Annotated in this window: 12 protein-coding genes; 8 read left to right on the top strand and 4 right to left on the bottom strand. The window is 72.6% G+C overall.

Features of this window, described 5'->3' with window-relative positions:
• Positions 1-99 precede the first annotated feature (99 nt).
• Positions 100-2,382 (top strand): polyribonucleotide nucleotidyltransferase, encoded by a 2,283-nt coding sequence (locus ACUY4T_RS13010; protein WP_446019386.1) that lies wholly within the window; start codon positions 100-102, stop codon positions 2,380-2,382.
• A 202-nt stretch (positions 2,383-2,584) separates the two neighbouring features.
• Here ACUY4T_RS13010 and ACUY4T_RS13015 read toward each other — a convergent pair whose 3' ends face one another.
• Positions 2,585-3,049 carry an Lrp/AsnC family transcriptional regulator gene (locus tag ACUY4T_RS13015; RefSeq protein WP_446019387.1) on the bottom strand — a complete coding sequence of 155 codons (465 nt, stop codon included), beginning with the start codon at positions 3,047-3,049 and terminating at the stop codon, positions 2,585-2,587.
• A gap of 167 nt (positions 3,050-3,216) precedes the next feature.
• On the opposite strand from ACUY4T_RS13015, the gene pdhA reads away from it, so the two are divergent.
• The 4 genes from pdhA to ACUY4T_RS13035 all read left to right on the top strand — a co-directional run bounded on the left by pdhA (position 3,217) and on the right by ACUY4T_RS13035 (position 7,324).
• The gene (pdhA, locus tag ACUY4T_RS13020; RefSeq protein ID WP_446019388.1) at positions 3,217-4,338 is read left to right on the top strand and encodes a pyruvate dehydrogenase (acetyl-transferring) E1 component subunit alpha; all 1,122 of its coding nucleotides are present in this window, start codon (positions 3,217-3,219) and stop codon (positions 4,336-4,338) included.
• Complete coding sequence (locus ACUY4T_RS13025) at positions 4,335-5,354, top strand: alpha-ketoacid dehydrogenase subunit beta (RefSeq protein WP_446019389.1); 1,020 nt, start codon at positions 4,335-4,337, stop codon at positions 5,352-5,354. Before pdhA ends, ACUY4T_RS13025 begins: the two co-directional genes overlap by 4 nt.
• A 2-nt stretch (positions 5,355-5,356) precedes the next feature.
• Positions 5,357-6,787, top strand: coding sequence for a dihydrolipoamide acetyltransferase family protein (locus ACUY4T_RS13030; protein ID WP_446019417.1), 1,431 nt, complete (start codon positions 5,357-5,359; stop codon positions 6,785-6,787).
• Between the two features lie 207 nt (positions 6,788-6,994).
• Positions 6,995-7,324 carry a histone-like nucleoid-structuring protein Lsr2 gene (locus ACUY4T_RS13035; RefSeq protein ID WP_446019390.1) on the top strand — a complete coding sequence of 110 codons (330 nt, stop codon included), beginning with the start codon at positions 6,995-6,997 and terminating at the stop codon, positions 7,322-7,324.
• A gap of 31 nt (positions 7,325-7,355) precedes the next feature.
• Here ACUY4T_RS13035 and ACUY4T_RS13040 read toward each other — a convergent pair whose 3' ends face one another.
• From ACUY4T_RS13040 to ACUY4T_RS13050, 3 genes are all read right to left on the bottom strand, one after another.
• The gene (locus ACUY4T_RS13040) at positions 7,356-7,823 is read right to left on the bottom strand and encodes a GNAT family N-acetyltransferase (protein ID WP_446019391.1); all 468 of its coding nucleotides are present in this window, start codon (positions 7,821-7,823) and stop codon (positions 7,356-7,358) included.
• Positions 7,820-8,416: a TetR/AcrR family transcriptional regulator gene (locus ACUY4T_RS13045; protein WP_446019392.1), complete on the bottom strand. Its 597-nt coding sequence runs from the start codon at positions 8,414-8,416 to the stop codon at positions 7,820-7,822. The genes ACUY4T_RS13040 and ACUY4T_RS13045 overlap by 4 nt, the downstream gene beginning before the upstream one ends.
• A gap of 111 nt (positions 8,417-8,527) precedes the next feature.
• Positions 8,528-9,259, bottom strand: coding sequence for an MBL fold metallo-hydrolase (locus ACUY4T_RS13050; protein WP_446019393.1), 732 nt, complete (start codon positions 9,257-9,259; stop codon positions 8,528-8,530).
• Positions 9,260-9,316: 57 nt separating this feature from the next.
• Here ACUY4T_RS13050 and ACUY4T_RS13055 point away from each other — a divergent pair, with 57 nt between their 5' ends.
• From ACUY4T_RS13055 to ACUY4T_RS13065, 3 genes are all read left to right on the top strand, one after another.
• The gene (locus tag ACUY4T_RS13055) at positions 9,317-9,883 is read left to right on the top strand and encodes a TetR/AcrR family transcriptional regulator (RefSeq protein WP_446019394.1); all 567 of its coding nucleotides are present in this window, start codon (positions 9,317-9,319) and stop codon (positions 9,881-9,883) included.
• Between the two features lie 110 nt (positions 9,884-9,993).
• The gene (locus ACUY4T_RS13060) at positions 9,994-11,601 is read left to right on the top strand and encodes a carboxyl transferase domain-containing protein (protein ID WP_446019395.1); all 1,608 of its coding nucleotides are present in this window, start codon (positions 9,994-9,996) and stop codon (positions 11,599-11,601) included.
• 4 nt (positions 11,602-11,605) lie between these two features.
• Complete coding sequence (locus ACUY4T_RS13065) at positions 11,606-13,630, top strand: acetyl/propionyl/methylcrotonyl-CoA carboxylase subunit alpha (protein WP_446019396.1); 2,025 nt, start codon at positions 11,606-11,608, stop codon at positions 13,628-13,630.
• Positions 13,631-13,638: the final 8 nt, after the last annotated feature.

Genomic DNA, 13,638 nt, shown 5'->3' on the forward strand with positions numbered 1-13,638 from the left:
TGGCGGGTCATCGACGCGCTGAGATCTGCCTGTTCCCTGCTCCTTGTTCACCTCGCGTGCCACACGGGCGCGCGAGCCGAAACAAAGGAGAGAGACCTCTTGGAAGGTCCTGAAATCACGTTCGCCGAGACCGTCATCGACAACGGTCGCTTCGGCACCCGCACCGTCCGCTTCGAGACCGGTCGCCTCGCCCAGCAGGCGCAGGGCTCCGCGGTCGCGTACCTCGACGACGAGACCATGCTGCTCTCGGCCACCTCGGTCTCGAAGCAGCCGAAGGAGCACTTCGACTTCTTCCCGCTCACGATCGACGTCGAGGAGCGCATGTACGCCGCGGGCCGCATCCCCGGCTCGTTCTTCCGCCGCGAGGGCCGCCCCTCGACCGAGGCGATCCTCACCTGCCGCCTGATCGACCGCCCGCTGCGTCCGTCGTTCGTCGACGGCCTCCGCAACGAGGTCCAGGTCGTCGTGACCGTGCTCGCGATCGAGCCCGACGAGCTCTACGACGTGCTCGCCATCAACAGCGCGTCGCTCTCGACGCAGCTGTCGGGCCTGCCGTTCTCGGGCCCGATCGGCGGCGTGCGCGTCGCGCTGATCGACGGCCAGTGGGTCGCGTTCCCGAAGCACTCGCAGCTCGAGGAGGCCGTGTTCAGCATGGTCGTCGCCGGCCGGGTCATCACCGAGGCCGACGGCTCGCAGGACGTCGCGATCATGATGATCGAGGCCGAGGCGACCGACAACGCGTTCACGCTCATCCAGTCCGGTGCGGTCAAGCCCGACGAGACCGTCATCGCGCAGGGCATCGAGGCGTCGAAGCCGTTCATCAAGCAGCTCGTCGAGGCGCAGCAGGAGGTCGCGAAGACCGCCGCGAAGCCGACGGCCGACTACCCGACGTTCCCGCCCTACCAGGACGCCACGAAGGCCGCGGTCGAGGAGCTCGCGCTGGAGGAGCTGAAGGGCATCTACCAGATCGCCGGCAAGGTCGAGCGCCAGGACGCCGACGACGCGCTGAAGGCGCGCGTCAAGGAGGCCGTCGCCGCCAAGGTCGAGGCCGGGGAGCTCCCCGAGTCGGCCAACGGCGAGGTCTCGGCCGCCTACAAGTCGGTCACCAAGCACGTCGTGCGCTCGCGCGTCCTCTCCGAGGGCGTCCGCATCGACGGTCGCGGGCTGGCCGACATCCGCCCGCTCGACGCCGAGGTGCAGGTCATCCCGCGCGTGCACGGTTCCGCGATCTTCCAGCGCGGCGAGACCCAGATCCTGGGCGTCACCACGCTGAACATGCTCAAGATGGAGCAGCAGATCGACTCGCTGAGCCCGGTCACCAAGAAGCGCTACATGCACAACTACAACTTCCCGCCCTACTCGACGGGTGAGACGGGTCGTGTGGGGTCGCCGAAGCGCCGCGAGATCGGCCACGGCGCGCTCGCCGAGCGCGCGCTCGTGCCGGTGCTGCCGAGCCGCGAGGAGTTCCCGTACGCCATCCGCCAGGTCTCGGAGGCGCTCGGCTCGAACGGCTCGACGTCGATGGGCTCGGTCTGCGCGTCCACGCTGTCGCTGCTGAACGCGGGCGTGCCGCTGAAGGCGCCGGTCGCGGGCATCGCGATGGGCCTCATCTCCGACACCGTCGACGGTGAGACCCGCTATGCGGCGCTCACCGACATCCTCGGTGCGGAGGACGCGCTCGGCGACATGGACTTCAAGGTCGCCGGCACGTCGGAGTTCGTCACCGCGATCCAGCTCGACACGAAGCTCGACGGCATCCCCGCCTCGGTGCTCGCGGGTGCGCTGACGCAGGCCAAGGAGGCGCGCACGACGATCCTCGCCGTGCTGAACGCCGCCATCGACGGCCCCGACGAGATGGCCCCGACCGCGCCGCGCGTCATCAGCGTGCAGATCCCGGTCGACAAGATCGGCGAGCTGATCGGCCCGAAGGGCAAGACGATCAACGGCATCCAGGACGACACGGGCGCCGAGATCTCGATCGAGGACGACGGCACCGTCTACATCGGCGCGACCGACGGCCCGACGGCCGAGGCGGCTCGTGCCGCGGTGAACGCGATCGCCAACCCGACCAATCCGGAGGTCGGCGAGCAGTTCCTCGGCACGGTCGTGAAGATCGCCGCGTTCGGCGCGTTCATCTCGCTGCTGCCGGGCAAGGACGGCCTCCTGCACATCTCGGAGGTCCGCAAGCTCGCCGGCGGCAAGCGCGTCGAGAACGTCGACGACGTCCTCGGCGTCGGGCAGAAGATCCTCGTCGAGATCACGAAGATCGACGACCGCGGCAAGCTCTCGCTCGCGCCGGTCATCGCCGAGGACGCCGACACCAACGGTCGCGGCGCCACCGGCGAGCACGCCGAGGCCCCGGCCGAGGGTGCCGACGCGTAGCACCGCGCGACGTCCGGCACGGATGCCCCGCCCGATCGATTCGGGCGGGGCATCCGTCGTCTCCGGCGGGTCGGGTCAGAGCGGCAGCCAGCCCGCGCGCCGGATGAACTCGTCGCGTTCGGCCACCGCCGCGGCGGCGACGGCGCGCGCCTCGATGCGGGAGAGCTGGGTGCGAGGACGCGTGCCTCGCGGCGGGCGCCGATCAGCCCTCTCGCGCCAGGAGCGGTGCGAGGCGATACGGGATGAGCTCGCCCATCGCGAGCGAGGTCTCCGTCCGCTCGACGCCGTCGATGGCCAGGATCTCCTCGTCGATGCGGAACAGGTCGTGCGCATCGCGGCACACGACCCGCACGAGCAGGTCGACCTGCCCGGAGAGCCCGTGCGCCTGGATCACCTCGGGGATCCGGACGAGCTCCCGCACGACGTCGGCGAGCACCTTCTGCCTCGCGTGCACCGACACGAAGGCCTCGAGCGGATAGCCCAGCGGCGTCGGGTCGATGCTCCGCTCGAACGAGAGGAACGCGCCGGACGCCTCGAGGCGGGCCATCCTCGCCTGCACCGTGTTGCGGCTCAGCTTCAGCCGCTCGGCGAGGGCGACCACCGTCGCGCGCGGATCGTCGGACAGCGCCGCCAGGAGGGCGCGGTCGACGGCGTCATACCCGTTCATAGCGCCACACGTTAGCACCGTGAGGCAGGGTCGCACTACGCAATCTGCGCAACGCGGTGGACGTTGCTTGAGCCGAATGCCAGATCGGCGTAGCCTGCCCGTATCCGGCACCGTCGCCGGATGCGACGCTGCCCACAAGGCGGCGGAGCCGACACGGAGGTTCGACGATGACCCCTTCCGACCGAGAGGCGACCGGGCTGCTCACACGCCCGGACGACCTCGTCCAGCTCCTCGACCCGTCGGGCACGCGGCATGCGAACCCCGAGTTCGACCCGTGGGTCGCCGACGTCGACACCGAGGCCCTCGCCGCGCTGCACCGCGACATGGTCGTGGTCCGCCGGCTCGACGCCGAGGCCACCGCGCTGCAGCGTCAGGGCGAGCTCGGCCTGTGGCCGCCGCTGGCCGGGCAGGAGGCCGCGCAGATCGGTTCGGCGCGCGCCCTCGACGACGAGGACTTCGTGTTCTCCAGCTACCGCGAGCACGCCGTGGCGTGGCTCCGCGGCGTGCAGCCGGTCGAGTTGCTGAGCGTCTGGCGCGGGACCGCGGCATCCGGGTGGAACCCCTACGAGAAGCGGATGGCGGTGCCGCAGATCATCATCGGCGCGCAGTCGCTGCACGCCGTCGGCTGGGCCATGGGCGCCAAGTGGGAGGGCTCCGAGCACGCCTCGATCAGCTACTTCGGCGACGGCGCGACCAGCGAGGGCGACGTCAACGAGGCGTTCGTCTTCGCGTCGAGCTTCGACGCCCCGGTCGTGTTCTTCTGCCAGAACAACGGCTGGGCGATCTCCGAGCCGGTCGGCCTGCAGTCCAAGCAGCCGCTCGCGCGCCGCGCCGACGGGTTCGGCATGCCCGGCATCCGCGTCGACGGCAACGACGTGCTGGCGGTGCTCGCCGTGACCCGGTGGGCGCTCGACCGCGCCCGACGCGGCGAGGGACCGGCGCTCATCGAGGCCGTGACCTACCGCATGGGTCCCCACACCACCGCCGACGACCCCAAGCGCTACCGCACCGACGACGACCTCGCCGCGTGGCGCGAGCGCGATCCCGTCACGCGCCTGCACGCCCTGCTCGCCTCGTCCGGCGCCGACATGGAGGCCGTCGACGCCGACGCGAAGGCGGCCGCCGACCGCGCCGCCGCCGACCTCCGCGCGGCCATCACGAACATCCCGGACCCGGAGCCGATGAGCGTCTTCGACCACGTCTACGCCGAGCCCAACAGCCACCTGGAGCGCCAGCGCTCGCGATACGCCCGGTACCTCGCCATGTTCGACGAGGAGGGCGGCCGATGACCACGCTGACCCTCGGCAAGGCCCTCAACGAGGGGCTGCGCCGCGCGCTCGCCGACGACGACAAGGTCGTGCTCATGGGCGAGGACATCGGCACCCTCGGCGGGGTGTTCCGCATCACCGACGGCCTGAAGGCCGAGTTCGGCGCCGAGCGAGTCGTCGACACGCCCCTGTCCGAGGCCGGCATCCTCGGCACCGCCGTGGGGCTCGCGTACCGCGGGTTCCGTCCGGTGGTCGAGATCCAGTTCGACGGATTCGTCTACCCCGGGTTCGACCAGATCGTCGCGCAGGTCGCGAAGCTCCACTACCGGTCGCGCGGCACCGTCAGGATGCCCATGGTCATCCGGATCCCGTTCGGCGGCGGCATCGGCGCGGCCGAGCACCACTCGGAGTCGCCCGAGGCCTACTTCACGCACACGGCGGGGCTGCGCGTGATCGCGTGCTCGAACCCCGCCGACGCGTACGTGATGATCCGCCAGGCGATCGCGAGCGACGACCCGGTGGTGTTCCTCGAGCCCAAGCGCCGGTACCACGTGAAGGGCGAGGTCGACCTCGAGGCGAACCTCGCCGACGCGCGGCCGATGGGCGTGGCCACCGTCGCGGCGTCCGGCGACGACGTCACCCTCGTCACCTACGGCGCGCTCGTCCAGACCGCGAGGGACGCGGCGACGGCCGCGGCCGAGGAGGGCGTGTCGATCGAGGTCATCGACCTGCGCTCGCTCGCGCCGGTCGACTACGCGACCGTCGAGGCGTCGGTCCGTCGCACGGGCCGCCTCGTGGTCGCGCACGAGGCCGGCGAGCAGGGCGGGGTCGGCGCCGAGATCGCCGCGTCGATCACCGAGCGCTGCTTCGAGTTCCTCGAGGCCGCGCCCGTGCGGGTGACCGGCCACGACATCCCCTATCCGCCGGCCAAGCTCGAGCAGCACCACCTGCCCGACCTCGATCGCATCCTCGACGGGGTGGACCGGGCCATGGGCCGGCCCAATTCGCTCTCCGACGTGTCGGAGGTGGAGGCGTGAGCATGATCCGCGACTTCGCGCTGCCCGATCTCGGCGAAGGACTCACCGAGTCCGAGATCGTCGCCTGGCGCGTCAAGGTCGGCGACCACGTCGAGCTCAACCAGATCATCGCCGACGTCGAGACCGCGAAGGCCGTCGTCGAGCTGCCGTCCCCCTTCGAGGGCACCGTCACGGCGCTCCACGCGGCCGAGGGCGAGACGGTGAACGTGGGCGAGCGGCTGTTCTCGTGCGACACGGGCGGCGGTGCGACGACGGAGGCCGCGGCGCCGGAGTCCGGTGCGCAGTCGGCTCCCGCGCCGGGTGCCGCCGGCGAGGCAGTGCCCGCGGCGAGCGCCGAACCCGCCGCGGAGGTCCGCGAACCCACCCTCGTCGGCTACGGCGCGGGGGTGGAACGCGGGCCCAAGCGCCGTGCGCGTCGCCTCGGCGCCGCCGCGCTCCGCGACGACCTCGTGCCGGCGCCGCCGGAGCACGATCGGATCGAGCCCGACGCCGCGACGGACGGGGCCGGCAGCGGTCCGGCGGCCGTCGGGGAACGCCGGGAGCGTCCGCGTTCCACCCCGCCGGTCCGCAAGCTCGCCCGCGATCTCGGCGTCGACCTCGAGCAGGTCGCCGGCACCGGCGAGCGCGGGCTCATCACGCGCGGCGACGTCGAGGCCGCGGCATCCGGGACCTCGGCGCCCGCTCGTGCTGCGGCGGCGACCGAGCACCGCTCGGAGCCGGCGCGCGAGGCGTCGACCGAGACGCGGACGCCCATCCGCGGCGTCCGCAAGCACACCGCCGCGGCCATGGTGCGAAGCGCGTTCACGGCGCCGCACGTGACCGAGTTCCTCACCGTCGACGTGACGGCCACGATGGAGCTCCTGGCCGCCATCCGCGCCGATCGCGAATACGCGGGCCGGAAGGTCACGCCGCTCACGGTCGTCGCCAAGGCGCTGTGCATCGCGGCGGCCCGCACGCCCGAGGTGAATTCGCGCTGGGACGAGGACGCGCAGGAGATCGTGCGGTTCGCCCACGTCAACCTCGGCATCGCGGCGGCGACGGAGCGCGGGCTCGTGGTGCCGAACGTGAAGGGCGCCGAGCGGATGACGCTCATCGAGCTCGCCGACGCGATCGCCGCGCTCGCGGAGACGGCGCGCGCCGGGCGCACGACGCCCGGCGACCTCTCCGGCGGCACGATCTCGATCACGAACATCGGCGTGTTCGGGATCGACGCGGGAACGCCGATCCTCAACCCGGGGGAGGCCGCGATCCTCGCGATGGGTGCGGTGCGCCGGCAGCCGTGGGAGCATCACGGCGAGGTCGCGCTGCGCGACGTGATGACGCTCTCGCTCTCGTTCGACCACCGGCTGGTCGACGGCGAGCAGGGGTCGCGGTTCCTGGCCGACATCGGTCGCATCCTCCGCGAACCCGGCCTGGCCCTCACCATGTCCTGACGTGCGCACGGACGCGGATCGTCGGAATTCCATTCGGGTTCCGACGATTCGCGTTCGGCGGGGGATTTGCGTCGCATTGCACAGCGCCGATTCATTTCGAGCAGCCCATATCGAATGGGAATAGGATTCCCGGAGGAATTCACTATCCATTCGAGCGCAGTTCCCCCTGCGAATTCAGCGGTCCTCACCGCGGAAAGGGCGTGCACCATGGCCAAGCGAATTGTCGAGACCCTCGTCGACGATCTCGACGGATCCGAAGCCGACCGCACGATCGCATTCAGCATCAACGGCGAGGGCTATGCCATCGACCTCTCCTCGGCGAACGCGGAGAAGTTCGACGCGGCCCTCGCGCCGTTCGTCGACGCCGCGCGACGCACCTCGTCCGGGCGCGCCGGCGGCGGCTCGCGCCGACGCGGCGGCGGAGGCGGCGGCAGCGACACGAAGGACGCGCGCGAGTGGCTCCGCGCCAACGGCCACCAGGTCTCGGATCGCGGCCGGATCCCGGCGCCCCTCCTGGAGCTCTACCGCAACCGCTGATCCGGCACGGCGCCGCGGCATCGCCATCCGCTCATCGCAGGACGAACTCGATCTCCTCGATCTCCTCGCGACGGGCCTCGGCGAAGCCGCGGTCCCGGCCGACCTCGACGAAGCCGAGCTTGCGCAGCACGGCGATCGAGCCGGCGTTGTCGGCCGCGGCCCGCGCGCGGAGCGGACGCGGCTGGGTGTCGAGGAACAGGCGCAGGGCGCGCGTGGCGATGCCGCGCCCCCAGTGCTCGCGGTCGATCCAGTAGGAGATCTCGACCATGCCGGTGTCGTCGTCGACCCACCGGCCGACGCTGCCCACGATGCGCCCGTCGCAGCGGACGGTGCGGTTGTCGACGTCGTCGCGGGCGGCGAACCGGGCGACGCGCGCGTCGTAGGCCGCGCGATCCGTCGGGTCCTTCGAGGTGAACGCCGCCATGCGGTTCGCCTCGGGGTCGCATTGGATGCGGAACAGCTCATCGCGATCGCCGGCGCGGGTCGCGCGCAGGGTCACGACGTGAGGCTCGACCATGCCATGTCCTCCAGGATGCCGCGGACGAGCCTGTCCGCGGGTCGGCGCCCATGGATGCGGGCGCTGTGCGGGGTCGAGTTGATCAGTCCGAAGGCGGCGTGTGCCCGGATGCGCAACTCGGATTCGGCCCGGTCGGGCCTCAGGCGGGCGAGCACGCCCACCCACAGTTCGACGTACTCGCGCTGCAGCCGACGGACCTCGTGCGCATCGGAATCGTCGAGGTTGCCCAGGTCGCGGTCCTGCACGCGGATGACGTCGGCGTTCGCGAGCGCGAACTCGACGTGGAACCGGATGAGCGCACGGAGCGCGTCATCGGGCTCGGCGACCTCCTCGACCGTGCGGCGGCCGCCGTCGAGGAGCCCGCGGCTCGCGTCGGCGAGGATCGCGGCGAGGACGGCGGCCTTGCCCGGGAAGTGCCGGTACACCGCCGGACCCGAGACCCCGGCGGCCTGCCCGAGTTCCTCGAGGGTGACGCCCGGGTATCCGCGCTCGGCGAACAGGCGCGCCGCCGCCGCGAGCAGCGCTGCACGGCGATCGGCCTTGGCGCGGCCGCGCTCGGTGAGCGTCTCGGTCACGGGCACCTCCGGGGCATTCGGTGAATGCACACTAACCGACCTTCAGGCCCGCGGCAACCGGTCTGCGGGCCCGGAGCGCGATCGGCTCGACCGCCGGCGCGTCCTGGAGGGTCAGTGCGGATCGCCGCCGGCGGCGGCGCGGACGAGTCGCACGGCCTCCCGGGCGCCGCGGTTCCACGGCGTGCCATGACCGGGCAGGACCCACGTGGCATCCGTCGCCGCCAGCCGATCGAGCGAGTCGAGCGCGGTGTCGGGCGCATCGGTGAACGGCGCGGGCTGCGGGCCGCGTCGGCCGGTGAGCACGTGACGGGTGGTGAGCGCGTCGCCGACGGCGATCGCGTCGAGCGCGGGGGAGTGCACGGCGATGCTGCCGGACGAGTGGCCCGGCATGGCGATGATCTCGGGCGAGCCGGGGAGGTCGGCGAGTCGTTCCCCGCCCTCGAGCGTGCCGGCCTCGGTGAGGTACTCGGTACGCGCGCCGCCCTTGCCGAGTGCGTAGGCGAAGAAGCGCGCGACCGGCCAGGGGCGGATGCCGCGGCCGAGCGAGGTCGCGGGCTTGGCGCCGCCCTTCGCGCGATCGAGGTCGGCCGCATGCACGTACACGGGCACGCCGTGCTCGCGGCGCAGGCGTTCGGCGAATCCGAGGTGGTCGGTGTCGCCGTGCGTGAGGATGATCGCGCGTACGTCGTCGATCGCGAGGCCGGCGTCGGCGAGCTCGGCCAGCAGGTCGCGGTAGTGGCCGGCCAGGCCGGCGTCGACGACGGTGACGCCGCGGTCGTCGATGAAGAGGTAGGACGCGACGATCTCGTTGCCGACGCGCCGGAGTCCGGGTGCGAGTTGCATGATGGCTACGATACATAGCTATGATGGCTAGTGTCAATAGCCATGGAGGAGGCGGACATGCCGGCACCCGCGAAGGTCACCCCTGAAACGCTGCGCGTCGCTGCGCGCGGGATCCTCGAGCGCGAGGGGCAGCCCGGCCTCACGATGCAGGCGGTCGCCGCCGAGCTCGGCGTGCGCGCGCCGTCGCTGTACAAGCACCTTCGCGACCGCGATGCGCTCGTGCGGCTCGTCGCCGAGGACGTCGCGGTCGGGCTCGGCGAGCGGATGGACCGGGTCCTGGCCGCCGAGGCCGATCCGGTCCGGGCCGTCCGCGCGATCGCGGCATCCGCTCGCGCCTATGCGCACGAGCATCCGCACGGGTACGGCCTCGTCTTCGGGCCGCTGCCCGACGCCGCGCGGGCCGGGGGAGCGGCCCTGGAGCAGGCGAGCGCCGCGATCCTCGAGGCGGCGCGGCGCCTCTCGGGCGACGGGCGCGCGCTCGAGTCGGCGCGCACGATCACGGCGTGGATGCACGGCTTCGTCAGCATGGAGCTCGCGGGCGCGTTCCGCCTCGGCGGCTCGATCGACGACGCATGGGAGTTCGGGCTCGATCACCTGTTGCGCGGGCTCGCGGCGGCGGGGTGACCGCTGCGGTTGCGCAACTCGGTGAATGGTCGCTAACATGAATCCCGGTTAGCGGGCGTTCACCGAAGCGCTCGCGGTCACGCCACGACGGAGAGGCGGAACGGGAGCGGATGCACACCATCACGAGCGCGGTCGACGCGGCCTCCGACGCCGCCCGCGCGAACGCCGACGCCCACGCCGCCCTGGCCGACGAGCTCCGCGAGAAGCTGCGCGTCGCCGCCCTCGGCGGCCCCGAGGCATCCCGCGACCGTCACGTCGCCCGCGGCAAGCTGCTGCCGCGCGACCGGGTCGAGCGACTGCTCGACGAGGGAAGCCCGTTCCTCGAACTCGCACCGCTCGCGGCGGGAGACCTCTACGACGACGACACCCCCGCCGCCGGCGTCATCGCCGGGGTCGGGCTCGTGCACGGCCGACCCGTGATGGTCGTCTGCAACGACGCGACCGTCAAGGGCGGCACGTACTACCCGATGACGGTGAAGAAGCACCTCCGAGCGCAGGAGGTCGCCCTCGAGAACCGCCTGCCGTGCGTCTACCTCGTCGACTCCGGCGGCGCGTTCCTCCCGAAGCAGGACGAGGTCTTCCCCGACCGCGACCACTTCGGCCGGATCTTCTACAACCAGGCGAACCTCTCCGCACGGCGCATTCCGCAGATCGCCGCCGTCATGGGCTCCTGCACCGCGGGCGGCGCCTACGTCCCCGCGATGAGCGACGAGACCGTGATCGTGCGCGACCAGGGAACGATCTTCCTCGGCGGACCGCCCCTCGTGAAGGCCGCGATCGGCGAGGTCGTGACCCCCGAGGAGCTCGGCGGCGGCGAACTGCACGCCCGCACCTCCGGGGTCACCGACCACCTCGCCGAGGACGACGAGCACGCGCTCGAGCTCGTGCGCGACATCCTCACGACCCTGCCGCCGCTGCCCGACCGGGCCTGGGCCGTGCGCGAGCCGCGCGAGCCCGCGGTCGACCCGGCGACCCTGACCGCGGCCGTGCCCGTCGACGTGCAGCAGCCGTACGACGTGCGCGAGGTGATCGCCCGGCTCGTCGACGGCAGCGAGTTCCACGAGTTCAAGAAGGAGTACGGCGACACGCTCGTCGCGGGCTTCGCCTGGATCGACGGTCATCCCGTCGGCATCGTCGCGAACAATGGGGTGCTCTTCAGCGAGTCGGCCATGAAGGGCGCGCACTTCATCGAGCTCTGCGACCAGCGCGGCATCCCGCTGCTGTTCCTGCAGAACATCTCGGGCTTCATGGTCGGCCGCGACGCGGAGGCCGGCGGCATCGCCAAGCACGGTGCCAAGATGGTCACCGCCGTCGCGACGACCCGCGTTCCGAAGTTCACGGTCGTGATCGGCGGCTCCTTCGGCGCCGGCAACTACTCGATGTGCGGACGCGCCTACTCGCCGCGGTTCCTCTGGATGTGGCCGAACGCGCGCATCTCCGTGATGGGCGGCGAGCAGGCGGCATCCGTGCTCTCGACGGTCAAGCGCGACCAGATGGCCGTCCGCGGCGAGGAGTGGCCGGCCGACGCCGAGGAGGCGTTCAAGTCGCCCGTGCGCGCCCAGTACGAGGCGCAGGGCAGCCCCTACCACTCGACCTCGCGCCTGTGGGACGACGGCGTCATCGCGCCCGGCGACACCCGCACCGTGCTCGCCCTCGCCCTCGAGCTCGCCAGCCGCACGCCGCTGCCCGAGCCCCGCTTCGGCCTGTTCAGGATGTGACCGGATGACGCAGCCCACCACCCGCACGACGTCCCGCCCGTTCGACCGCGTGCTCGTCGCGAACCGCGGCGAGATCGCCGTCCGCGTCATCCGCACCCTGAAGCGCTTGGGCATCCACGCCATCGCCGTGCACTCCGACGCCGATGCCGACGCGCCCCACGTGGCGCTCGCCGACGAGGCCGTGCGCATCGGCCCTGCCGCGGCGTCCGAGAGCTACCTCGACCCCGCTCGCATCGTGCGGGCGGCGCTCGACACGGGCGCGCAGGCGATCCACCCGGGCTACGGGTTCCTCTCCGAGAACGCCGCCTTCGGCCGGGCCTGCGCCGAGGCCGGCATCGTCTTCGTCGGCCCCGGCGGACTCGCCCTCGAGGTCATGGGCGACAAGATCCGGGCGAAGCGGCACGTCGCCGAGTCGGGCGTGCCCGTCGTGCCCGGGATCAGCGAGCCCGACGCGACCGACGACGAGCTGCTCGACGCGGCGCCGCTCATCGGCTTCCCGATCCTCGTGAAGCCGTCCGCGGGCGGCGGCGGCAAGGGCATGCAGGTCGCCCGCGACCAGTCCGAGCTCGAGCACGCGCTGCCCGCCGCGCGCCGCGTCGCGCGCGCCGCGTTCGGCGACGACACGCTCCTGCTCGAGCGCTTCATCGACACGCCGCGGCACATCGAGGTGCAGGTGCTCGCCGACGCCCACGGCGGTGTGATCCACCTCGGCGAGCGCGAGTGCTCGCTGCAGCGCCGGCACCAGAAGGTCGTCGAGGAGGCGCCGTCGCCCCTGCTGGACGCCGCCACGCGCGAGCGCATCGGCCGGGCCGCGTGCGACGCCGCCCGGAGCGTCGACTACCTCGGCGCCGGCACCGTCGAGTTCCTCGTATCGGATGCCGCCCCCGACGAGTTCTTCTTCATCGAGATGAACACCCGACTGCAGGTGGAGCACCCGGTGACCGAGCTCGTCACCGGCGTCGACCTCGTCGAGCAGCAGCTGCGGATCGCCGCGGGGGAGCCGCTCGCGCTCGCCCAGTCGGACGTGCGGATGGCCGGCCACGCCGTCGAGGCGCGCGTCTACGCGGAGAGCCCGGAGCGCGGATTCCTGCCCTCGACCGGCGAGGTGCTCGCATGGCGTCCGCCCGCGGGCGACGGCGTCCGCGTGGACGCGGGAATCCGCGAGGGCCAGCGCGTCACGGCCGACTACGACCCGATGATCGCCAAGGTGATCGCGTTCGGCGACGACCGCGCCGAGGCCCTCGACCGGCTCGACGCCGCGCTCGCCGACACCGTCCTGCTCGGCGTCGAATCGAACATCGCGTTCCTGCGCACGCTGCTCGCGCACCCCGACGTCCGTGCAGGACACCTCGACACGGGACTCATCGATCGCCTCCAGGACGCCGACGCACCCGTCGCCCCGGACGGGGCCGCCGATCAGGAGGAGGACGCAGCCGACCTCCACGCCGAGGTCGCGCGCCTCGCCCGCGATCGTGCCGCCCGCGTCGCGGCCGCGGGCGCCGGCGCGTGGGAGCGCGAGCGCGGATGGCGGCTCGGCGGTGGCGGCGGCCCTGCCGAGCGCGACGCCCGCGCGGCGGCCGCCTCGGAGCGCGCGACCGTGCGGTTCGCCGACGACGGCACGGCATGGGTCCACCTGGACGGACGCGCACGCGCGGTGCCGCACGCCGACCGCCGCGCCGCGCTCGCCGATCGCCTCGCACAGCTCGAGCGCGGCGGCACGGCCGACCCCGACCTGCGCGCCCCGATGCCGGGCAGCGTGACGACCCTCCTCCTCGCCGACGGCGACCGCGTCGAAGCGGGCCGGGCCGTGCTCGCGATCGAGGCGATGAAGATGGAGCACCGCGTGGTCGCGACCGTCCCGGGCATCGTCCGCCTCCGCGTCGCCGAGGGCGACCAGGTCGCGCGCGACCAGGTCGTCGCCCGCATCGAACCCGCCGAGGACGAGGCCGCCGGCCCCGCGGCATCCGACCACCGACCCCGGGCCGGCGCCCACGACGCCGCCGTCCCGAACGCATCCCACCAGGAATGAGGAGCACC

The sequence above is a fragment of the Agromyces arachidis genome, assembly GCF_052805135.1.

What these genes read in the sequence shown, in the direction of transcription:
- pdhA (WP_446019388.1), top strand. Translation starts at nt 3,217, where the DNA reads ATGACCCCTTCCGACCGAGAGGCGACCGGGCTGCTCACACGCCCGGAC.
- ACUY4T_RS13065 (WP_446019396.1), top strand. Translation starts at nt 11,606, where the DNA reads ATGACGCAGCCCACCACCCGCACGACGTCCCGCCCGTTCGACCGCGTG.
- ACUY4T_RS13015 (WP_446019387.1), bottom strand. Translation starts at nt 3,049, where the DNA reads ATGAACGGGTATGACGCCGTCGACCGCGCCCTCCTGGCGGCGCTGTCC.
- ACUY4T_RS13030 (WP_446019417.1), top strand. Translation starts at nt 5,357, where the DNA reads ATGATCCGCGACTTCGCGCTGCCCGATCTCGGCGAAGGACTCACCGAG.
- ACUY4T_RS13035 (WP_446019390.1), top strand. Translation starts at nt 6,995, where the DNA reads ATGGCCAAGCGAATTGTCGAGACCCTCGTCGACGATCTCGACGGATCC.
- ACUY4T_RS13025 (WP_446019389.1), top strand. Translation starts at nt 4,335, where the DNA reads ATGACCACGCTGACCCTCGGCAAGGCCCTCAACGAGGGGCTGCGCCGC.
- ACUY4T_RS13055 (WP_446019394.1), top strand. Translation starts at nt 9,317, where the DNA reads ATGCCGGCACCCGCGAAGGTCACCCCTGAAACGCTGCGCGTCGCTGCG.
- ACUY4T_RS13060 (WP_446019395.1), top strand. Translation starts at nt 9,994, where the DNA reads ATGCACACCATCACGAGCGCGGTCGACGCGGCCTCCGACGCCGCCCGC.
- ACUY4T_RS13050 (WP_446019393.1), bottom strand. Translation starts at nt 9,259, where the DNA reads ATGCAACTCGCACCCGGACTCCGGCGCGTCGGCAACGAGATCGTCGCG.